The 22,218-nt window shown below is 45.6% G+C and carries 16 protein-coding genes; 9 read left to right on the forward strand and 7 right to left on the reverse strand.

Going from position 1 to position 22,218, the window contains the following annotated elements:
• The first annotated feature begins 207 nt into the window (after positions 1-207).
• Together K4039_RS24285 and K4039_RS24290 are read left to right on the forward strand one after the other, a co-directional pair.
• Positions 208-429, forward strand: a complete 222-nt coding sequence (locus K4039_RS24285) for a type II toxin-antitoxin system HicA family toxin (RefSeq protein WP_265239080.1) — start codon at positions 208-210, stop codon at positions 427-429.
• Positions 426-644 (forward strand): type II toxin-antitoxin system HicB family antitoxin, encoded by a 219-nt coding sequence (locus K4039_RS24290; protein WP_265239081.1) that lies wholly within the window; start codon positions 426-428, stop codon positions 642-644. The genes K4039_RS24285 and K4039_RS24290 overlap by 4 nt, the downstream gene beginning before the upstream one ends.
• 36 nt (positions 645-680) lie before the next feature.
• On the opposite strand, the gene K4039_RS24295 is transcribed toward K4039_RS24290, so the two are convergent.
• Positions 681-911, reverse strand: a complete 231-nt coding sequence (locus K4039_RS24295) for a hypothetical protein (RefSeq protein WP_265239082.1) — start codon at positions 909-911, stop codon at positions 681-683.
• Between the two features lie 186 nt (positions 912-1,097).
• Here K4039_RS24295 and K4039_RS24300 point away from each other — a divergent pair, with 186 nt between their 5' ends.
• The 4 genes from K4039_RS24300 to bchI all read left to right on the forward strand — a co-directional run bounded on the left by K4039_RS24300 (position 1,098) and on the right by bchI (position 7,415).
• Positions 1,098-4,700 carry a tetratricopeptide repeat protein gene (locus K4039_RS24300; RefSeq protein ID WP_265239083.1) on the forward strand — a complete coding sequence of 1,201 codons (3,603 nt, stop codon included), beginning with the start codon at positions 1,098-1,100 and terminating at the stop codon, positions 4,698-4,700.
• A gap of 6 nt (positions 4,701-4,706) precedes the next feature.
• On the forward strand, positions 4,707-5,765 hold the full coding sequence (locus K4039_RS24305) for an RNA-binding domain-containing protein (RefSeq protein WP_265239084.1): 1,059 nt from the start codon (positions 4,707-4,709) through the stop codon (positions 5,763-5,765).
• A 42-nt stretch (positions 5,766-5,807) separates the two neighbouring features.
• Complete coding sequence (locus K4039_RS24310) at positions 5,808-5,981, forward strand: PEP-CTERM sorting domain-containing protein (RefSeq protein ID WP_265239085.1); 174 nt, start codon at positions 5,808-5,810, stop codon at positions 5,979-5,981.
• Between the two features lie 324 nt (positions 5,982-6,305).
• The gene (gene bchI / locus K4039_RS24315) at positions 6,306-7,415 is read left to right on the forward strand and encodes a magnesium chelatase ATPase subunit I (RefSeq protein ID WP_375339828.1); all 1,110 of its coding nucleotides are present in this window, start codon (positions 6,306-6,308) and stop codon (positions 7,413-7,415) included.
• A gap of 74 nt (positions 7,416-7,489) precedes the next feature.
• On the opposite strand, the gene K4039_RS24320 is transcribed toward bchI, so the two are convergent.
• The 5 genes from K4039_RS24320 to K4039_RS24340 all read right to left on the reverse strand — a co-directional run bounded on the left by K4039_RS24320 (position 7,490) and on the right by K4039_RS24340 (position 17,250).
• A complete protein-coding gene (locus tag K4039_RS24320; protein ID WP_265239086.1) occupies positions 7,490-8,113 on the reverse strand; it encodes a precorrin-8X methylmutase in 624 nt (207 codons plus the stop codon).
• Between the two features lie 470 nt (positions 8,114-8,583).
• A complete protein-coding gene (locus K4039_RS24325; protein ID WP_265239087.1) occupies positions 8,584-9,387 on the reverse strand; it encodes a TPM domain-containing protein in 804 nt (267 codons plus the stop codon).
• A gap of 124 nt (positions 9,388-9,511) precedes the next feature.
• Positions 9,512-9,646: a hypothetical protein gene (locus tag K4039_RS24330; RefSeq protein WP_265239088.1), complete on the reverse strand. Its 135-nt coding sequence runs from the start codon at positions 9,644-9,646 to the stop codon at positions 9,512-9,514.
• A complete protein-coding gene (locus K4039_RS24335) occupies positions 9,618-15,095 on the reverse strand; it encodes an AAA family ATPase (RefSeq protein ID WP_265239089.1) in 5,478 nt (1,825 codons plus the stop codon). Before K4039_RS24335 ends, K4039_RS24330 begins: the two co-directional genes overlap by 29 nt.
• A gap of 823 nt (positions 15,096-15,918) precedes the next feature.
• Positions 15,919-17,250 carry an ATP-binding protein gene (locus tag K4039_RS24340; protein WP_265239095.1) on the reverse strand — a complete coding sequence of 444 codons (1,332 nt, stop codon included), beginning with the start codon at positions 17,248-17,250 and terminating at the stop codon, positions 15,919-15,921.
• Between the two features lie 338 nt (positions 17,251-17,588).
• Between K4039_RS24340 and K4039_RS24345 the strand changes: the two genes are divergently transcribed.
• The gene (locus tag K4039_RS24345; RefSeq protein ID WP_265239090.1) at positions 17,589-18,488 is read left to right on the forward strand and encodes a cell division protein FtsQ/DivIB; all 900 of its coding nucleotides are present in this window, start codon (positions 17,589-17,591) and stop codon (positions 18,486-18,488) included.
• A gap of 372 nt (positions 18,489-18,860) precedes the next feature.
• Complete coding sequence (ftsZ, locus tag K4039_RS24350) at positions 18,861-20,132, forward strand: cell division protein FtsZ (protein ID WP_265239091.1); 1,272 nt, start codon at positions 18,861-18,863, stop codon at positions 20,130-20,132.
• A gap of 130 nt (positions 20,133-20,262) precedes the next feature.
• Here ftsZ and K4039_RS24355 read toward each other — a convergent pair whose 3' ends face one another.
• A complete protein-coding gene (locus K4039_RS24355; RefSeq protein WP_265239092.1) occupies positions 20,263-21,027 on the reverse strand; it encodes an MBL fold metallo-hydrolase in 765 nt (254 codons plus the stop codon).
• Positions 21,028-21,210: 183 nt separating this feature from the next.
• On the opposite strand from K4039_RS24355, the gene K4039_RS24360 reads away from it, so the two are divergent.
• Entirely contained in the window at positions 21,211-22,116 is a 906-nt protein-coding gene (locus K4039_RS24360; RefSeq protein WP_265239093.1) for a hypothetical protein, read from the forward strand.
• Positions 22,117-22,218 lie beyond the last annotated feature (102 nt).

The following is a 22,218-nucleotide window of genomic DNA, read 5'->3' on the forward strand; positions in this document are numbered from 1 at the left end:
ATCGCACGGAATTTTGCCTTGAATTTGTATCGCGATCATGGCTTCCAAAACATGGCTCAAGCTCAACGTCTCGCTGGCTTTAGTTGTAGCATACTCAAAGATCTGTTTAGAATGAAATAGCCCTGCATCCCAGAAAAGCGATATTAATGCTAAACTGGGAAATCGGGAAACTCAATTGATAATTATGTAAATGAAGTAAGAGCCTATATGCCAAGGAAAATTCGGGACTATAAGGCTGAATTGATTAGATTAGGGTTTGTGCAGCGGCGTGGGAAGGGGAGTCATCATAACTGGAAGCATTTGCAACTACAACTGTTAATTACTATTGCCTTCAAAGACGGTGAAGATACACCGTTATATTTGGAGAAATTGTTAAAACAAGCAATTCAAGAGTTAGAAACAATTGCAGCAGAGGAATCAGAGGAATGAATTACCGCTATAGTTTATTAATTCAATGGTCACAAGAGGATCAACTGTATTTGGTAACACTACCAGAGTTTGCTAAACTGGCGATGCAGCCTTGCACTTATGGGAAAACTTATGAAGAAGCGATAGCCAATGCTCAAGAAGCAATCGCCAGCTACCTTGACTATTGCGAAGAAGAAGGTTTAGTACCTCCAAGTCGGATGACCGTTGCAGCTTAAATAAAAGGCGATCGCCCTTTCCATCCCAAAAAGCGATCACCCCTCCATCCCCAAAAAAGCGATCGCCCTCCCATCCCCAAAAAGCGATCGCCTCCCACCCCAGAAAAGCGATCGCCCGTCGCCCGTGAAAAAGTTGTAAAGGGCGATCAACCGGCACGATACCAAAAGAGCGATCGCCCTTCGCGCGTGAAAAAGTTGTAAAGGGCGATCGACCGGCACGATGCTAAAAGAGCGATCGCTGGAAATTCTTTCTCTCTCAAGTGTCATTGTGCCCTTAGATTGGCTAAAATAATCCTCATATCGTCTAGAAAAGCTTTATGCCAGAAGTTGCACGATTTTACGGAATCATCATCAAAATTTTATTTCTAAACTAGACGAGTTTAGTGTTTTAGCTGATGTTTCGTATGAGTGTTACTCTTATTCAAGTATCTTCACTATTAACGGGGACATAGTATGATGAATAGCGATCGCCTCGAAACCTTAACAAACCAAGCTGAAGAACTCATACAGACAGGTGATTATAAGGGAGCGATCGGCATATTCCAGGAAGCTTTGCAAATAGCTCCCAATAATACAGAATTTTTGAGAAAGTATGGTGAAGTATTGGGCAAAAATAAGCAATGTCAAGAAGCATTTAAAGTTTTTGAAAAAGCTAGGATTATCGACCCGAAAAATGTTAAAATCCTAAGCTCCTATGCTAATGTATTAAAGTATGGAGGTACGCTAAATAAACGGTTAGAAGTTTTGCATATTCTTGTAAAAATTGAGCCAGACAACCCAAAAAACCTCAATGATTATGCCAATGCTTTGAGTTTAAATAATCAGCATGAGAAAGCTTGGTCATTCTTTGAACTAGCGCTACAAATTGAACCTAATAATCGGATAATATTATCTAGTTATGCCAATGCTTTGAGTTCAAATAATCAGCATGATAAAGCTTTATATTTCTTTGAGCTAGCGCTACAAATTGAGCCTAATAATCTGAGAACTCTAAATAGTTATGCCAAAGCTTTGAGTTCAAATAATCAGCATGAGAAAGCTTGGCCGTTGTTTGAGCGAGCGCTACAGATTCAACCTAATGATCTGATAATATTATCTAATTATGCCAAAGCTTTGATTTTAAATAATCAGCATGAGAAAGCTTGGCCGTTGTTTGAACGAGCGCTACAGATTGAACCTAATAATGTGACAACGCTAAATAGTTATGCCAAAGCTTTGATTTCAAATAATCAGCATGAGAAAGCTTGGCCGTTGTTTGAGCGAACGCTACAGATTCAACCTAATGATCTGATAACATTATCTAGTTATGCCAAAGCTTTGATTTCAAATAATCAGCATGAGAAAGCTTGGCCGTTGTTTGAGCGAGCGCTACAGATTCAACCTAATGATCTGATAACATTATCTAATTATGCCAAAGCTTTGATTTCAAATAATCAGCATGAGAAAGCTTGGCCGTTGTTTGAACGAGCGCTACAAATTCAACCTAATGATCTGATAACATTATCTAATTATGCCAAAGCTTTGATTTCAAATAATCAGCATGAGAAAGCTTGGCCGTTGTTTGAACGAGCGCTACAAATTGAACCTAATGATCTGATCACGCTAAATAGTTATGCCAATGTTTTGATTTCAAATAATCAGCATGAGAAAGCTTGGCCGTTGTTTGAGCGAGCGCTACAAATTCAACCTAATGATCTGATAACATTATCTAGTTATGCCAAAGCTTTGAGTTCAAATAATCAGCAGAAGAAAGCTTGGCCGTTGTTTGAGCGAGCGCTACAAATTCGACCTAATAGTGTGACAACGCTAAATAGTTATGCCAAAGCTTTGAGTTCAAATAATCAGCATGAGAAAGCTTGGCCGTTGTTTGAGCGAGCGCTTCAAATTCGACCTAATAATGTGACAACGCTAAATAGTTATGCCCATGCTTTGAGTTCAAATAATCAGCATGAGAAAGCTTTACAGTTCTTTGAGCGAGCGCTACAAATTGAACCGGATAATCTGAGAACGCTAAATAGTTATGTCAAAGCTTTGATTTCAAATAATCAGCATGAAAAAGCTTGGCCGTTGTTTGAGCGAGCGCTACAAATTGAACCTAATAATCGGATAACGCTCAATAGTTATGCCCATGCTTTGATTTCAGATAATCAGCATGAAAAAGCTTGGCCGTTGTTTGAGCGAGCGCTACAAATTGAACCTAATGATCTGATAACGCTCAATAGTTATGCCCATGCTTTGATTTCAAATAATCAGCATGAGAAAGCTTTACAGTTGTTTGAGCGAGCGCTACAAATTGAACCTAATGATCTGATAACGCTCAATAGTTATGCCAAAGCTTTGATTTCAAATAATCAGCATGAACAAGCTTGGCCGTTGTTTGAGCGAGCGCTACAAATTGAACCTAATAATCCGATAACGCTAAATAGTTATGCCAAAGCTTTGACTTGGATTCGTGAGTATGAGAAAGCTTTGCCTTTGTTTGAGCGAGCGCTTCAAATTGAACCTAATAATCCGAAAATTCTCAGTATTTATGCCAAAGCTTTGACTTGGATTCGTGAGTATGAGAAAGCTTTGCCTTTGTTTGAGCGAGCGCTTCAAATTGAACCTAATAATCCGAAAATTTTCAGTATTTATGCTATTACTTTAGCTTCATTTGGTCAGGATGAGAAGGCTGTGCCATTCTTTGAAAAGGCACTAGAAATGGGATTGGAAAATCATAATATACGAAACGATTTTATTTATTTTCACTATTTTCCGGCACTAGAAAGATTAGGCAAATACCAAGAGGCTATCAAGCAGTTATCTGAAATTAAAAAGAATTTTCTGAGTCAATATGAAGCTAATATAATTCTGCTCAATTTAGGTAGGCTATACTACTGCATTAAGCAACGAAAGAAAGGTGACGAATATTTCGAGGCAGCAATTGCCAACTCGGATGACAAAGAGAAAACACGGCTCCACAGTGCTAGAAATATTTTTGCCAGCGATCCTCATAACGATACAGCCATTCAAATGCTGCGGCAAATCGAAAAAGATTCTCCGCGCTACGATCAGGCAAGGGAAATGCTGATTCTTAACTTTAGTGAGCAAGACTACTTTGAAATGGTCAAAACTGATGTCCCAAGTGAATTAAGCGACACGGAAATGCTCAATCGGGCGATGTATCACAAAATCGCCAATGAGATCAGCATCCTTAAAGCAATTGCTTATCGAATTTCACGTCGCTCCGATCGCGAAGATCCCTTATTAAACCGTATTATTCAAGCGATTGAAGATGTCTTCAAAGAGGTTGAAAAACGCAAGGAAGCACAAAAATCTGAGATTGAAACTATTTCTAATGACGACTATCGGAGGATTTTGACGGTCATTTCCAAAACTGCCCATGATATCTCTGATTTTGTGAATAACGAATTGGCTGTGATCAAGTCGCAGACTATACGCTCCATCCGAAAGTTATCACCTAATGACGAGCATTACGCCCAGTTTGATAAATTGCTGACACAACTGGAACTAACCCAGAGTGCTCTCAATGACTTGAAAGCTATCAACGAAGGTATTTCGATCAAAAATCACCGTTTTCAGGTCAAGGAACTATTTGAAAAGTGGGAAATAACTTGCCATATTGATAATGCTTGGATTTTTCTAGATATAAGAAACGGTGATTCTCACTTCTATGGAGATCAGGAAAAAATAAAGAGTGCATTAAATGAACTGGTCGAAAATTCTCTGAAGCACAATGCTGACCAGCAGAAATTGACCATTCATATAACATCTCAAGATGTCGTCAACCCATCAGGAATTCGGGGAATGAATGTCCCTGGAGAGCAAAAATATCTGTTTATTGAATTTGCTGATGATGGTAAGGGCGTTCCAGAGTATCATAAAGATTGGATCTTTCAACCCCTAAAAACCACATCTCAGGAGGGTAAAGGTAGCGGATTAGGGCTGTTCATTATCCGTAAAACCCTGACCAAGATGAAGGGCTATATTCGGGAAACGGGACAAGATGGAGCTAGATTTGAAATTTATATTCCTTATCTTGAGGAAGAAGTGTAAGATAATATGCAAACTAAAAATGTTCATTTGCTGTTGGTAGAAGACAATCCTCGATATTTGAATGAGTTACTGGAATGGCTTGGGGACTATGGCTATGAGCAGATTGAAACGGCTACCAGTGTTGCTCAAGCTAAACAGAAGTTGGGAAATCCCTTTGACGTAATTATTGCAGATATGCGAATGGAGCAGGATGACAGTGGATTTGCTGTTATTGACGAAGTGAAAGCCCGAAATCTTTCTTCTGTAGTTATTATCTTGACAGCCAATGATACAGTTTCAGATTGCCGCAAAGTTTTCAAGATGGGCGCATGGGACTATATTTCTAAAACTATGCCAGGTAATATTTTCGATATACTTGATGAATCGATTCAGGATGCGATCGCCTATTTCAACCGTTGGGGTAACGTTCAGAATGAGCAGTGGATTAACGAGAATATAGAAACCTTGGATCAAACATATTTTGGTCAGTACATTGCCGTGATTAACAAAACGGTAATCGATGCAGCAGATACAGAAGAAATATTGAAAGGACGGATTGAGGCACGACAAATACGCCGCTTTTTAACAACGATCAGAAAAATTGGCGAACTGCGCCCAATTTCTGAGTTGATCAAACTCCCTGAAAGCGATCGCCTGGAGTATAAGAGTACCTTTCAGTGGGATGTTAAGCGCGATTGTGAGAATAAAGACTTAAGATTTAGCACTCTTAAGACAATTGCTGCATTTCTTAATTCTGAAGGTGGAACTCTCATTATCGGCGTTGAAGATAATGGTAATATTTTCGGGCTAGAAAAGGATTTGTCTTTACTGTCAAATGGAAATCTAGATAAGCTAGAGCGGACAATTATTGATTCAATTTGTCAATATATTGGCAGCAACTTTACTCAGCAGATTAAAATTCGGTTTGAAAAAATTGATGGCAAAGATGTCTGCGCGATTGATATAAAAAAATCGGCGAAAAAAGCTTGGCTACAGAAAACGAACGAAAAGAAACTTGAATTTTATATTCGGATGTCGAACAGATCTGAACCTCTTGATATTCCAGATATCTACGAACACCTATAATGGGACTATGCGGTGCGTGAGAAATAGCTTAATCGTTGGTAGTTGAAGATTTCTCGTTCTCACACACTCTACACAGCTACTACGGTTAGCGCAGTTTATGAGTATGAACCTTTCGCTGCTGCTGATGCTGCTGTACCGGAACCGATGACGGCGATGGGTACAATGGTGGCTGCTGGAATGGGTTTGTTGTGGAAGAAAAGACGCACAAAAAGATAAGAAGACAGGGCGGTTAAAATTACGTTATTTTCTTCAGTCTGCGGAGGCAGACTTTGTTTGTGTAGACGCGGTTTCAACCGCCGTCTGCATCTCGCCCCGCCTAGAAACCGCGTTTTTTACCGGGATTAAAGGCTATAGCCCAGTTTTGGCGAAAAAAACCCGGTTTCTCAGTCATCGACGCATTATGACGGTGTAGCAAGGCTTTGAGATTGCTTCACTACCTTCGCAATGACAGAAATACGTTAATCTAAAATCTAAAATCTAAAATCTAAAATCGGTTATCCCGTACAATAAACAAGCAATTGTTATATTTTGAGTTATCCTGTGAGTCCTACTGCCGAAGTCAGCAATAACCTAAATGCGGGCGCTCTGCCAACCGCTACCCCAGCCCGCCGCGCTGTTTTTCCCTTCACCGCGATTGTTGGCCAGGAAGAGATGAAACTGGCGCTGCTGTTGAATGTCATCGATCCGAAAATTGGTGGCGTGATGATTATGGGCGATCGCGGTACTGGTAAATCTACCACAATCCGCGCCCTCACAGATTTACTGCCAGAAATTGAGGTGGTGGCTGACGATCCTTTTAACAGTCATCCCACCGATCCCGATTTGATGAGCGATGAGGTGCGCGATCGCACTTTGCATCACGGTACAATGCCGATCGCCCGCAAAAAAGTCCAAATGGTAGACTTGCCACTCGGCGCTACCGAAGACCGAGTTTGCGGTACGATCGACATTGAGAAAGCTTTGTCCGAAGGAGTGAAAGCTTTTGAACCAGGCCTGTTAGCCAAAGCTAACCGCGGCATTCTGTACGTCGATGAAGTCAATTTGCTCGACGATCACTTAGTCGATGTTTTGCTCGACTCCGCCGCCAGCGGTTGGAATACTGTTGAAAGAGAAGGCATTTCAATCCGCCACCCAGCTAAGTTTATTCTCATCGGTTCCGGGAATCCCGAAGAAGGAGAATTGCGGCCGCAATTGCTGGATAGATTCGGAATGCACGCCGAAATTCGGACTGTAAAAGACCCGAATCTGAGAGTAGAAATTGTTGAACAGCGATCGAGCTTTGACCAAAATCCGCCCGAATTTCTCGCCAAATATCAGCACGAACAAGATGATATGCAGCAGAAGTTGGTGGAAGCCCAGGAAAGGCTGAAATCCGTAACTATCGATCGCGATTTGCGAGTCAAAATCTCCCAAGTCTGCGCCGAATTGGACGTAGACGGACTGCGGGGCGATTTAGTCACAAATCGGGCCGCCAAAGCTTTCACCGCCCTAGAATGTCGCACAGAGGTCACTGTGGGCGATATTCGCAAGGTAATGACTCTCTGTTTGCGGCACAGATTGCGCAAAGACCCGCTAGAATCTATTGATACGGGTTCTAAAGTGACTAAAGTGTTCGATCGCGTATTCGGCCTAGAAACAACCGAAAGTTAGAGCCTAAATGGCCAAGAGCAGTATCTTCACAAATGGAACCTCTGCGAGTCGGCTTTAAATTCTGATAAACCCGATCAACTGTTCCCCTCTTGGCCATAGGCTTGCCAAGCCAAATCCACCAAACCGTTAACAATCGCCACAGCCACCACCGCCGAGCCCTTGCGCCCCTCAATCCGAATATGAGGAACCATCGAATCGTGCAGTCGCGACTTAGCCACGTCAACCCCGACAAACCCAGAAGGTGTTCCAATCACCAAAGCCGGCCGAATTTCCTCAGTTTCAATCAAATCTACGATCGCCGACAAAGAAGTTTGAGCCTCGCCAACCACAAAAATCCCTTCAGGATAGCGCCTTGCCAAAGTTTCAATCCCCCAAGCAGCGCGCGTCCGTTCCTTTTGAGGGCGTGTCAAAGCGTCCATCGAACAGTAAACCGGATTCGCAAAGGTACTTTGGATCAGCGGCGTAATGCCCACCTGCACCATCGGCACATCTACCACGATCGTAGTTCGAGCGGCCAAAGCAGCCGCCCCGGCTTGCAAAGCCTGATCGGAAAAACTAATTAAAGACTTGTACTCAAAATCAGCAGTCGCATAGATCACACGGCGGACTATTTCGTACTCCGCCGCAGAAAAACTGTGATCGCCAATTTCGTTATCAATTAATCCCAGACTCTGGGCATCGCTTACGTGCCATTCCATTTGTTGGATAGCTGTCGCCTGTGAATTGTCAGGTATTAGCTTACCAGCTTTTAGTCATAACAGAAGGAAGAAGGAAGAAGGAAGAAGGAAGAAGGGAAGAAGGGAAGACGGAAGAAACAGTCTAATCAAGGGTTTCAGAAATTATCTATGGTGTCTAGAAACCAGGTTTTTTCACAAAAATACTTGATTGCAGCCCGCAGATTCGGAAAAAAGCCCGGTTTCTTTGAACTTGCGCGCGGGGCTGAGAAACCGGTTTTTTTCACAACAATACTTGATTGCAGCCCGCAGATTCTCGTGAAAAATCAGCTTTCTAAGAGTCGCCACCCGATCGCGAACTAAACCTAAACAGCCCGCCCTGACTACTGTCAACTGCCAACTGTCAACTGTCAACTGTCAACTGCCAACTGCCAACTGCCAACTGCCAACTGCCAACTGCCAACTGCCAACTGTCAACTGACTCCTAAAAAAAACTAACTTTCCTCCGAAGGAGACTTGCCCAAAACCGGAGTCAAGAATGCCACCAAAGCCCCGATCGCAAAACCGGCCACATTCCGAGCCAAAGGCAACCAATCCGAAGTCCGACTCACCACAGGCCCGACTCCGAAAGCCAAAAACAGAATCCCCCACAGCGGCGAAAAAATCAGCGCCCACTGCCAAGCCACACCCTGTCCAGGTTTCCGCGGCTGAGCCGCAAACCCGCAGATTACACCGCCAACGATCGAACTAATTAGCGTCAGCACCCACTGTTCCCTCGGCAAACCGGGAACCACGCGACATCCGCCCTGACGCAAACAGCCTTGTATCGACTCTAAAGATTCAATAATCGATCGATCTTCCCCATTGTCCCGCACAAAAAATTGATTACCATAGCGGGTTTGCAGTTCCACCCAAAAAGTACGCGGCAGCAGCGGATACAGCGAGTCGCCGACATTAAAATTGAGCAAATTGCCACCGCGGGGGTCAGCAACTAGCAATACACTCTTTTTATCTAAGCCCCAATAACTTTTGACAGCCAAACCGGGCGTGCGATCGTACTGAGTCAGCACTCGCAGCTTCCAACCGGTTTCGGCTTCAAAGGCGTTTAATTGTTTTGCTAAATCCTCTTCTTCAATATCCGTAAGGGCTTTAGCCAAATCAATGATTGGTGTCTGAACTTGGGGCAACAAATCGGGATTGTTGAAAGCGTGGGCCGCAGGTGCGATCGCCCACACCGACAAAGCCAGAAAAAAGGCAGCAGCAGATGCTAGGAATTTGCGCGGAAAAAGCTGTGACATAGGAACTTCTAATTCGGGTCTTAATTGTGAATGTTAGGTGGCGGTCTTAACCAGAGGATAAGATAAAACTCATTTTTCTTTACAATTATTTACTTTACAGGAAGCTGAGAGTAAGCGGAAGGCTTCAGAGAAGGAAAGTTGAGAATTGCGTTACATAATCCCTCTTCCGTCTTCCTTCTTCCCTCTTCCGTCTTCCTTCTTCCCTCTTCCTTCTTCCCTCTTCCTTCAGATTAAAACTGAGATTTTGCCGCCACCCCATCACAGAGACGCCGATCGCGATCGCTCACATTAGGATTAGTTCTCAGATAATCCCCCACCCAATCGCAGCCCCGAACCAGCAAATCATCAAGATCCAAATTCCACAAAATCACCCGATTATCCTTGCTAGCAGAAGCCAGAATTTTCCCATCCGGGCTAAAACTCACACTCATCACACTATCCTTGTGACCAGTCAAAGTTTTCAGCAACGTCCCGCTGCGGCTCCACAACTTCACCTTATGATCATAACTACCCGAAGCAACCAACAAACCATCCGGGCTAAAACCCACGCTAGTCACGCTGTCACTAGAACCCTTCAGCAGCGTCGCCACCAAAGTCCCGTCCACCTTCCACAGTTTCACCGAATTATCGTAACCAGCCGAAGCCAGCATTTTGCTATCAGGGCTAAAAGCCACCCCCAACACAAAACTGTTGTGAGCCCCTTCAAAAGTCCTCAGCAAACGACCGTCCCGATTCCACACTTTGACAGTACCGTCATCACTTGCAGAAGCCAGCATCGAACCGTCAGGACTGAATGTCACCCCAGTCACCCAGCCTTTGTGTCCCGTCAAAGTCTTAATCAACCTGCCGTTTCTCGTCCAGAGTTTCACAGTTTTGTCCTTGCTAGCCGAAGCGACAATCTCGCTGTCGGGGCTAAAACTCACGCTCATCACGCTGTCGGCGTGCCCTTCGAGAGTGAACAGCACAGAAGGCGAACACGGGAATAGCGGCGCCGAAGGACAAGGAAGATTATTACTCATCCCATCTTCTTTCAGACTCCAGACTTTCACCGTTTTGTCGTAACTCCCAGAAGCAAGTAGCTGTCCGTCAGGGCTGAAACTGACGCTGGAGACTCTCTGAGTGTGTCCTTCCAAAGTTTCGAGCAAAACTCCCGTGCGGCTCCAGAGTTTGATAGTTTTGTCCGTAGAAGCAGAAGCCAGCTTTTGGCCGTCGGGGCTGAAAGTAACGCTTTGCACCCGGTTTTGGTGTCCGTCGAGGGTTTTGAGAGGCACATCATCGAGTCGCCAAAGTCTGACAGTTTTGTCAAAACTTGCCGAAGCCAGAGTTTTGCCATCCGGGCTAAAACTTACCTGAGTAACTCGATCGGCGTGTCCCTCAAAAGTTCTCAGCAAGCGACTTTCTGGTTTAATATTGCTAGCATCCGTTGGGCGTTTGTCGCCAATACCCGCCAGACTCCAGAGTTTGACAGTCCCGTCGGCGCTTCCAGAAGCAAGTGTTTTACCGTCGGGGGAGAAACTGACACCAAATACCCACTTGCTGTGTCCCCGCAAAGTTGTTAGCAGTTCGCCGTCCCGCGCCTTGGTTGAATTTTTTCGGGCTGGGTATTTTAGTGCAGCGATGCTCCAGATTTTGACTATTTTGTCTTCACCGGCACTGGCGAGTGTTTCACCGTCGGGGGAAAAACTGACCGTGTAAATTTTCAAGGGTTTTTTGTTTTCGCTGTGCCACAAATTAGCGATTAACCTGCCGTCAATACTCCACAGTTTCACAGTACCGTCATCGCTCGCCACGGCGATGATTTTACCGTCGCGGCTGAAGCTGAGCCAATTTATGGAAGCTTTTTGTGCGATCGTTCGCAGCAGCGTACCATCGGTTTTCCAAAGTTTAATCGTTTTGTCTGTAGATGCGCTGGCGATCGTTTGGCTATCGGGGCTAAAAGCAACGCTGCTCACGCTATTAGTATGGCCAGTTAAAGTAGCCAGCAAAGTGCCGTCAGGTTGCCAAATTTTGACAGTTTTATCTAAACTTGCCGAGGCGATCGTTTTATTGTCAGGACTAAACGCCACACAGGAAACGCTGTTAGTGTGTCCTTTAAAAGTAGCTAGCAAACTGCCATCGCGCCGCCAAAGTTTCACGGTTTTATCTACGCTGGCCGAAGCTATTGTTTGCCCGTCTGGACTGAAACTGAGACCCCAAACTACGTCACCGTGTCCCTCCAAGCGGTTCAGTTCTTTGACGCCATAAACTGCCTGCTGGAGGGCCGCAGAAATCAGAATTTCGGTATCCTTGAGAGTGTGCATTTCTTGGGAGTGTTCAATCTGTTTCCACTTTTTACCCGCTCTCAAACTTTCCATCATGGCGTCAAATTTGTTGTTTGAGAAATAAAGGGCTTCAGAAGCTGCGGTTAAGGTACTGATTTCGGCTCGCTGAGTTTGAGCGACAGCTAGCTGTTTTTGACCGACAGCCCGCCACCAAAAATTTACGGCGGCGATGGTGGAACTTGTTAACAGTAGTACGCCGATTACTGCTACTCCCAGCATCTGTTTGAGAAAAGTATTGGCTCGATAGAGCTGTGCTTGACTCATCTTTTTGTCAGCTTCTGCTTTGTGCAGTCTGGCTTCTAAGCCGAATCTTTGGCGGATCGGTCGCACTAAATAGTCGTGTACTAATTGATAGCGGTCTTCTGGCGCTTCCCGCAGCAGAAATAGCAAACCGTGACCGACTAAAATGTCTAAAATTAAGTCGAGGTTGTCGGTTTTCTTTTGTCCGCTTTCTGGTTCTTTCGCGAACTGTAGTTGTAGGGGAATTCTGCCAGTGCTGCCGATCGCCAATAATTCCTTTTCTGCGACATCTGCTGGTTGCTGACCTGTGACCAATGATAGTTCGTGTTTGGTTTTAATCAACCGAACGCCTCTTTCATCTGTCAGGGAAAACAAGATTTTCCAAGCTGCGTCTTCGTTAACCGGCCCGCAGTCAGAGATGACTCCTTCGAGCGATCGCTTGACTAACTCTGCTTTAGGATTGTCGCCCAATTGCTGGTATTGTGCTAGAGTCGTAATATCTTCTTCTTGAAGTTGCGCTCCCACTACCTGCAATTCGATCGGTCGCACTTCTTGCAGTTCGTCTGCTAAATCTTCCACAAAAGCATCAATCAGTGCCGGTTCTAAATAATATTCCGCCCGTTTCGTTAAGTGTCCGATCACAGCCCGCGCATCTTTAATCGAAAAACTCCGCAGTTGGTAGCGGATGCTTTTGTCGAGAATATTATTGTTAATAGCGTCGAGGTCGGGAAAGCGATCGCAGTCGAGCAAATAGTGCAAGTAATCTTCGCGCAAGCACAGAATTATCTTAACATAAGGCAGATTCAAAAACAAGCGCAAAAAATTATAAAAAACTTGTCTTTGTGCCACTGAAGTCGAAACAAAGAAAAACTCTTCAAATTGATCGAAAATCAGCACAGTCAACAAATTATTAGTGGCATTCTCGCGCAACTGCTCTATAATAAAAGAAGAAGTTTCCGAGCTGCTATCTGGGAGGATCGAGCAACTTTTTTTCTGGATTTCCTGTACTCCTTTGGCGATTAATTTCCTTTCCTCTTCGGCTTGTTTGTCGTACAGCGCGTCGTTCAAAGCATTTTCTAATTCCACCAGCCAGTCGGTGTAAACTTTGACTACTACGGACAATGTATCCCGCGCGCCCGGAGTAATATTTTTCAAAGCTGGCACTAAACCTGCGTTGACTAGAGAGCTTTTCCCGACTCCGCTGGGCCCGTGAATAATAGTTAATTTATGGTCGTCCCTGCTAATTCTTTCGAGCAATCTATTGATATCTTTTTGGCGGGAGTAAGCTGTCATTGACGCTGCGATCGCAGCTTGATTTTGGGCTGAGGGACTCGAAGGATTTACAGCTTGGCGCTGCTGCTGCAATTGGCTGGCTCCGATAAAAGCCCTAAATCCGTATTGATACTCGATCGATCGCTGGGTCTTTTTAATCCGAAAAGCTTTCAGATACTCTCCCTGATCGAAATAAACCGCTTGGAGTTCGGTCAAAATATCAATGTAAAGTCGGGGATCGTACTTCGGCTCACTTTGAGTTTGAGCCAACTCCAAAGAATGCACCGCCGCTTCCCACTGGCCCAGTTGCCGCAAACTTTGGGCTAATAGTAACAGATAGGAACTTCTGTCAGATTTGGGATGTTGGATTTTAGATCTGGGATCGTTACTTGACTCGTTAGTGCCCACAAATTCTGGATAATTTCCCGCAAATCCCAATCTCAAATCTTCAATCAGCAATCTCAAATCGTTAGGCGTTTGATCCAAAATCGCCAAAGCCAATTCGGCTAGCTGGCGGGCTTGACTCCACCTCGACTGTTGCAGGGCAACTTCAGCCAAAAAGCCGTAATCTTGAGCTAGTTGGCTGGGAGTACCGTAAGTGAAGTGCAACTGCAAAGAATTTTCCGCTAATGCTTGCAACTCTCCCCAAGCTTTCAGGCGTTGCAGCACTTGTCCCAGGTGTGCTGTCACCTCTGCTACCAATTCCGGGCGATCGGCAAGAGAGAAAGCATTTCTAGATTGTTCCAGGCTAATCCAAGCTTGTTCCCAGTGGTGGCGGTTGGCTACCGGGTTTCTGGCTGCTTGCAAGCGGTGACACAGGGCTATATGAAACAGCACTATGCCTTCTCTCTCTAAAAATAAGATGTTGGGGACAGGATTCAATAAGGATGAGGGGAGGGTTTGTCGATTTTCGGCATATTCCCAGTTAGCGAGTTCCCAGTTGCCGGTTTGCTGTTGCCAAAATATTAAGCTTTCTTGGTAGTGGATTAATGCTGTTTCGGTTTGGTCGCTGACATAGTAATCTCGACCGAGAACGAATTGCAGGCTGGCTTTCAGGGCGGGTTCTAATTCTTGACCGCGATTTTGTAAATCTCTTAAAGCTAATTCTAGTTCTCGGCGGGACAAAGAGCCGATCGCCAAATCGAGGGTATTGCCCGGACTCAAGGGCGAATAGGAGTGGACATCTGATTGTCGTCCGTTTTGGGGCCCTGAGTTAAAGGTGAGAAAGCGTTCTTCGGAGTTGATTTCACGCTCCAAGGCTGGTTTTTCCCAGTCGGTTTCGCAGCTACCAAAACCTGGTCTGGTGCCGGCGGTGCTGCTGCCGATTTCTTGATTGAGTTCGCCTACTTTAAATATCGTATCGGCCCGCCCAGCCAGAAAATCAATTAATTCGTCAACGGCCATTTCAAATTTTATCGTGGCGGCGGCCCAACTTTTGAAGTCCGGGGCCAGACGAATCATTTTGGTCACGATGTCATCTGTTACCCACAAAATCACCGGACAGGAAAAATTTTTGCGAAATTCGTCTCGCACTTGATTGGTAGAGGCCATCAGTTCGTCGATCGCCACTACTGTTTCTAAACCGAATACCATCAAAGCCGAGGCGGAACCGACAGCCGAAGACTCACTCTGGAGTGTGTTTGCCACCAGGTTAGTGTAGAGGGTTTTGACGGATGCTGGCAGAACAATATCTTGAATTGGCACTGGGGACATTTCTCGTAGCCGCTGCGCTATTTGCTTTCGCAACTGCTCGTAGTTGCAGCGCACCAAAATTAGCGAAAATTGCTGCTGAGACATGGCGATGGCTCTTACCAGAGTTTTGAGTGATCGCTCGTTGTAGCTAGCAGTTTCTTGTAGTTTAAGTAGATCGGTCATGCGTGCACCCCTGTTGCAGAAATCAATTACTTAACGATTGCCGATCGTGACTGAAACCGTATCTACTTAGAGATGCTCGTTCCTGTCTGGCGCTTTATATCTGTAGGAATACGTAGTTTTTCGTACTTCTTCTATGAAAACTTACACATTCTTTATGTTCTATCTAAACACATCATACATCTGTATCTCCGAGAATGCGAAACTTGACAGTAAAAATTCAAGTTAGCTTAATTTGATTTTTGTCGGCTACAGATAAACTACTACATACCGTAAATATCCCCCCTCAATTTATGAACAATACCGACGACTAATTATTAGCAAGCAACTCCGGTCTATCTGTAGCACGAATTTAGAAATAAAACCTATAAAAATTGTAGTCCGCGATGGGATTAGTTGCGACTAAGAGCAACAGATAAAAATAGATATAGGGGGTCTGGTCTTGCAGATATGAGAGTAGAGATTGGAGAAAGTCCTTGGTGGTGGTAATTGTTTTTGGATCGTTAAAGTCGTGACGCGCACCCAGCAATCAACAAAAATTAGCCAGTGGCACAAACCGCTGACTGGATGCTTTATTCAATTGCAAAAGTTGGGAGTTTTGAACGGTGAATGAGAAGTTAAAAACTTGATAAGCTGTTGTGCATTTAAATTGTATATTTCGACGATCAATCAAAAATCTTCTCCCTCTCTCCCCCTCTCCCTCTCTCCCCCTCTCCCTCTCTCCCCCTCTTCCCCTCAATCACCATACACAATTGGGATGCAAAACAGCTTAGCTCCCTCGCCGGGGAGGGCTTGGAGATTTGGGAAGCAATCTCCAAAATCCCAACTATGTTTGGTGATCGCGCTCCTGCCATTCTTGATATTTTCTGGTTTCTGCTAAGGCTGGATTGATGCCAAACCAACGACCTTCTTGATCGCGGTATTCAAAGACAAACATACTGCGCAACAAAATTTGAGATTCTTCTTCGCCGGTTACACTTTGTCGCTTGACGACTTGAAACAGCAGTTCCCATTCCATGTCATTGATGGCTCCCAAAAGATCATCGCGATATTCTTGAATAACGCTTTCGAGGCATTCGCGAGAGAAGGGGGGGTCTTCGTGCTGCAAACAGCTATACAAAAGCATCAGTAGATTGCGAACATGACCACCGCTAATCCGGCAGAGCCTGTCTAAAGTTTCGGGAGAGTCAAAGACTTTGGAAATTAAATCGATGCGTTGAAGGGGAGTAACTGTGGGGAAAGCTCTAGCTAATACTAGCTGCCGCAGTAGTGCCATTCCTTCGATGTGATCGTCGCCCGATCGCATTTGCACCGGTACCATCGGCATCACCTTGGGTTTGACTCCAAAGCGACTGGCGAGACGGCCAAAGTCGTTGGAAAATATCAAAGTCAGGGGAATTGTGTAGACGACATGACAATTGAGTTTTTTCAACTGTTCGCCGCGGTCTAAAAATAGGTATTCTGGCTGGGTGCGTCCGCTGGGTTTGAGAGATGCGTCGAGGCGATCGAGGTTGTCAACGATGACTGCGAGACCTTTTTTGCCTTGTTGCTTGAGTTCGGCGTTAGCTCTGTCGAGGAGTTCTTCGTTGATCGACTGTAAGATGCTGTTGGTGCGGGGTTCGAGATATTGCCGAAGTTGCGATCGTAGTTTGGGAGAGTCTTTAGTTTTAGCAGTAACTCTAGCAATGCCTACAGATAACTCGGCTTCCGCTGACAAATCTATGGGAGTCTGCAAAAATTCTGCCACTTCTGCAAACAGATTGGTAAAATAGCTCGGTCTGAGTTTGATTTTGGCCGCTTCCATAGTTTCGCTAACTTGGCGGGCAATGCTGAGCAAAATATCGCTGATGTCTACATCGCCCATGTCTAAGTCTTGAGAAGACTCGAAGTAGACGACGCAAAAACCCTCTTGCTCTAGCTCAGCTTTGAGTCGAAACAATTCCGTAGATTTGCCACACCCGATATGTCCTGTAAATAGCTGACAAGTTGGCTCGTCGGGGGAGATGCGGGTGATGGTTCGCTGTAAAGATTCAATGATTTTGCCGCCCCGCACGGAACCAAAATCGATGTAGTATTGATAATCTCCAGGGTCTCCCGCAACAAGGGTCTTGCTCGGGTTGCAGGCTTTATAGAATCTGTCTAATTCGAGTGCGATCACAATTGAAGCCGAATAAAAGTTAAAAAAGTTAATCGAAAGTCTAAACTTTCTTGCCTTGAGTTTAGTTTGATTTGTCACCCTTTGCCCTGTGGGGTAATGCCCTAAATACCCAAAGAACCTTTATCTGCTAATCAACTTTCCCGACGCGGAAATTTGAAATTTTTAATTAAGAAATTTTAATTACCTAGCTGGATCAGTAATTTTACTGATCTTGGCAGGAGTCTGGGTAATTTTGCGGGGATCTGGTTAAATGGTAGGGAAGAAAGGGTCTGGGGTGTGCGAGATTAAACAGTTTTGAATTTGTGCTAATCCTTAATTATTAAATTGTCAAGAGGTAGATGGCTAGTTTTGGAGCGGTTTCTCAAACAGAGTTAGGGCGCAGACGTGAAGAGTTGCGGCGGCAGCGTCGTGCTCGATCGGCGGCTGTGCTGTGGCAAACAGTGGCAGCGAGCGCGCTCGCTGGGGGTTTGCTGTGGTGGATTGCGCAGCCGGCTTGGTTGATTGTTCGATCGGAACAAGTGAAGGTGGAGGGCAATCAGTGGCTGTCGGACAAGGCGGTGCGCTCTTTGGTGCCGCTGTCTTACCCGCAGTCGCTGTGGGGAATTCAACCGCAGGCGCTGGCCGAAAAGCTGGAGTCAACGGGGCCGATCGCCAAAGCGAAGGTGACTCGCAACTTGTTTCCGCCTTCTTTGACTATAGAAGTGGCAGAACGGCTTCCTGTGGCGGTGGCGCAGCCGACTGCGGTGTTGAAATCTAGCGATAAGGAAAAGGTGGGGTGGCTGGATGCTCGCGGAGGTTGGATGCCGTCGGAGAGCTATACTGCGGTGCGATCGCAGAATAGTTCGATCGGGCAAAGCAGCACTCAGGGAACGCAGCCTCAGCATTCTTTGCCAACTTTAAAAGTCATCGGGCCTTTGGAACAGTATCGCACCTCTTGGCCGAAGTTTTACCAAGGACTCAGCGGCTTGACAGTGAAAGTATTTGAGATAGATTGGCAAGACCCAAATAACTTGATCTTGAAAACAGAGATCGGTACGGTACACTTAGGGCCGTACAGTTCCAAGACGGCTTCGCAACTTCAGGTTTTAGACCGAATGCGACAATTGCCAAAACAGCTAGATTCAAGCCTCATATCCTACATTGACTTAAAAAATCCTGCTGCGCCGATCGTTCATTTACCAGAACCCCCGCCTAGTTTGGAGAGTTCAACTCCCGCACCAACTCCGGCCCCGAATTGAGCCTGTGTATTGGTTAAGGTAGAAGGTATCGTCGATGGGCGAGCAGAATTTTCACCTCTAGGCATCAATACGCAAGACTGGAAATCAAGACTGTTTTTTGATACCGATCCGCATCGGCAAAAAAAACATAATTTTTCGATCTATCCGATGCGTTAGGTGCTATAATTCATTTTTTTCATTTTGCCTTGCGTAGAAATGCCTTCTGCACAAGCACCTAGATGGGGTATGCAAGCTATGGGCGAGCAACATCGGCCAAATTCGAGATTGCTAACATTGAGCCTCGACCAGTGTTAGTTTTTCGCGCAACATAGCCTATAGTGATTGTGAATTGGCGTTTAGTTAACAAGCTGTAATCTAATATCCCCGACTCTAATGAATCTTAATAATAGTCAGGGGTCTGACCAAAACAGTCCCCCTTCGGAAGTGAAAAATTTTCCGGTGGCCCTCGATTCCGCCAATCCGTTTAGACGCAAGTCTGATTATGTAAATGTAGACAGTATTGATATCGATCCTATGGTCAATCCCAAAGACATAATGCCCAGCAGTGCCGCGAGAATCAAAGTAATTGGCGTCGGCGGGGGTGGCGGCAACGCCGTTAACCGGATGATTGCTAGCGAGGTTTCTGGCGTGGAGTTTTGGTGCGTGAATACAGATTCCCAAGCTCTGGTGCTCTCAAATGCTCCAAAACGCTTGCAAGTCGGACAAAAGTTGACGCGCGGTTTGGGTGCGGGGGGCAATCCGGCGATCGGACAAAAGGCTGCCGAAGAGTCTCGCGACGAAGTTGCTAATGCTTTGAATCACGCCGATTTGGTGTTTATCACAGCCGGCATGGGTGGCGGTACAGGCACGGGCGCGGCTCCGATTGTCGCGGAAGTGGCGAAGGAAATGGGCGCTTTGACTGTGGGCATAGTAACGCGGCCTTTCACCTTTGAGGGACGGCGGCGCACTAGCCAAGCTGAAGAAGGAATCGCCGCTTTGCAAAGCCGGGTGGATACGCTGATCGTGATTCCTAACGACAAGCTGCTGTCGGTGATTTCGGAACAAATGCCGGTACAAGAGGCTTTCCGAGTTGCTGATGATATCCTGCGCCAAGGGGTTCAGGGTATTTCTGACATTATTACGATTCCCGGTTTGGTGAATGTTGACTTTGCTGACGTGCGGGCTGTAATGGCAGATGCGGGTTCGGCTTTGATGGGCATCGGCGTGGGATCTGGCAAGTCGCGGGCTAGGGAAGCTGCAATGCAGGCGATTTCTTCGCCTCTGCTTGAGGCTTCATCGATCGAGGGCGCTAGAGGTGTGGTGTTTAACATCACTGGTGGTACTGACATGACGCTGCATGAAGTAAACGCGGCGGCTGAGACGATTTACGAAGTTGTCGATCCGAATGCCAATATTATTTTTGGAGCGGTGATTGACGAGCGACTTCAGGGCGAAATTAAGATTACTGTGATCGCCACTGGTTTTTCGGGGGAAATGATCTCATCGTCTCAGGCTTCGCGGACACAAAATGTGAATGCTCCTTGGCGGGCTGCAACTGTTCCTGTGACTCCTGCTCAACAAACCCAGGATACGAAAACGAAACCGCCACAGGATTTCGGATTGGATATTCCTGAGTTTCTGCGCAACCGTCGCCCACCCAAATAATTTGAGATTTTAGATTTTGGATTGGGGATTAGGGATGGCGGATTCGCTCTCAAATCTCCAATCTAAAAAATCTAAAATCTATGTAGATTAGGGATTAGGCCTTTTAGATAAATCTCAAAAATCTCAAATCTCAAATCTCTAGGGTTTCTCCGGGTTCGGGTTCGAGGAGTTGGGTGGATAGCCCGGATTTTGCGAGTAAATCGCGAAATTCGGGGATGCTGCCGATCGACTTGACGAACATTGGTAAAATACCAGTGGCTCGGATATCTCCTGTGGTTGTAGGTACAAAAAACTTAGGTTTCAGGGTTTGGGCAAGTTTCAGGGCTTCTTGTGGGCCCATGATGATTTGTCCGAGGAAAGGGAAGATTTGACCGATGACGGGGGCGATGGCTACGTCTACGGTGTCTATTTTCTGTTTGACTTTAGCTAATGGTGGCAGATGCGGTTCGTAATAAAGCGTCTCGCCGCTGTTTAAATCTTTGAGTAAATAGCCGTTTTCTTCCTGTCCGGGCTGGATTTCTGCTCCGGGTACGGCGGTGATTTGTAATATTTCTTTAAATTTAGACTCTTGCCAATTTGCTAAAGTTATGATATTGGTGTAGCCTAAACTGCTGAGGACTTTGGCGGCGGTAGGGGAGGCGATCGCGGGAATTGTCCGATCAAGCTTTTCGAGTGTTGGTCTGTGGCAGTGGTCGTCTAAGCCTTGGGAAATGAGTAAAAGGTCGATCGGCGGTAAGGTACTGGGAGTAAAGGCGACAGGCGTGTTGTGGTAGGCGGTGAACAGCCAGGGTTGACCGTAAAATACGAGGGGATCGACTAACCAGGGATCGACGAGGATGGTTTGGCCGGCGATGTGGAAAATCCAGGAGTTGAGGTCGATTCGGGTGAGTTTCATAGTTGTTTGCAATAATTCTTTACATTTAGTTTAATCATAGCTTGTGCCAAGATAGCCGCCGAATGGAATTCGGGTCTACACAAACAAAGTCCGCCTTCGCGGACTGGAAGATTCCGAAGAATAACTACGCCAGAGGAATGTTATATTCAGAATAATTGAATCATTAACAATGCAAGCTGGAACATGGAAATTAACCTGAATCCGCTCGAATTTATAACGCTCAAAGTACAAGAAACTGTTGCCGAGATCCAAAATTTAGATAACGAAATATCAGGTAAAGTTCAAGAAAATGCAACTGCTGTAACGGCTTGGCTACAATCAGCACCAAGTTCAATTGTTAGTGCTGGGACGATCGCCGCTCAAGAAGCTTTCAAAGTCTCGCACAACATCCGTTTTGAAAACTTGCCAAAAAATCTGCAATTCAAATTTGCTAGGGCGGGCGTGCGTGACGGAATGCGAAATGTTTTAGAAACCGCAAAAGTATTTGAATCCATCCCCGCCCAAATTCGCGCGCGAGGCCCGGAAGCAGTTCGCGAATTTTGTCAAGATAAAGATTGGAGTCACATTCAAGCCCGCGTCAATGGAGGGGGAAACGAAGCTGCTAATGGGATTTTTGAATATTTTTGGGTGAATCGCGCCCGTGGTGGTAAAGACATGACGGCGCAAGAATTAGCAGCCGCCAAGCAAGTTTTAACGGCTGCTGCTTTTAAGGCGGCGGTTGCTGAAATCGTTGGGGCAGTAGCAAAAGGGGCGATCGCAGCAGCAGTAATTGAATTAGTATTTTCGATCTTAGAAAACTCGCTGTTGTGTGTTGAAGGCAAAATTACTCAGTCCCAATTAATCGAACAAGTGGCTGCTGATACTGCTAAAGCTGGTATTGCTGGCGGTGCAATTACGGGAATTTTGTTAGCGCTTTGCATGATATTTCCTCCCATTGCAGGAGTTTTAGGCGCTGCTGCGGTGCCGTTGGCAGTTGCTGGTATTGGTTTTATGGGAATTCGTGCTTGGGAAATTTTTTGTCATGGCGATCGCCTATTTGGGATAACTGAACAAGCACAAAAATTTCCAGGGCTATTTCATTCTGGTTGAGTAGCTGATATGATAATAAAGTATTGTAGTCATTCACATGATATGTCATGTCTCAAATTGCCATTGTCGAAGCCTTCGCAGACCTACCCGATACCCGTCGAA

This window comes from Lyngbya sp. CCAP 1446/10 (genome assembly GCF_026130175.1).
GTDB lineage: Bacteria > Cyanobacteriota > Cyanobacteriia > Cyanobacteriales > Microcoleaceae > Microcoleus.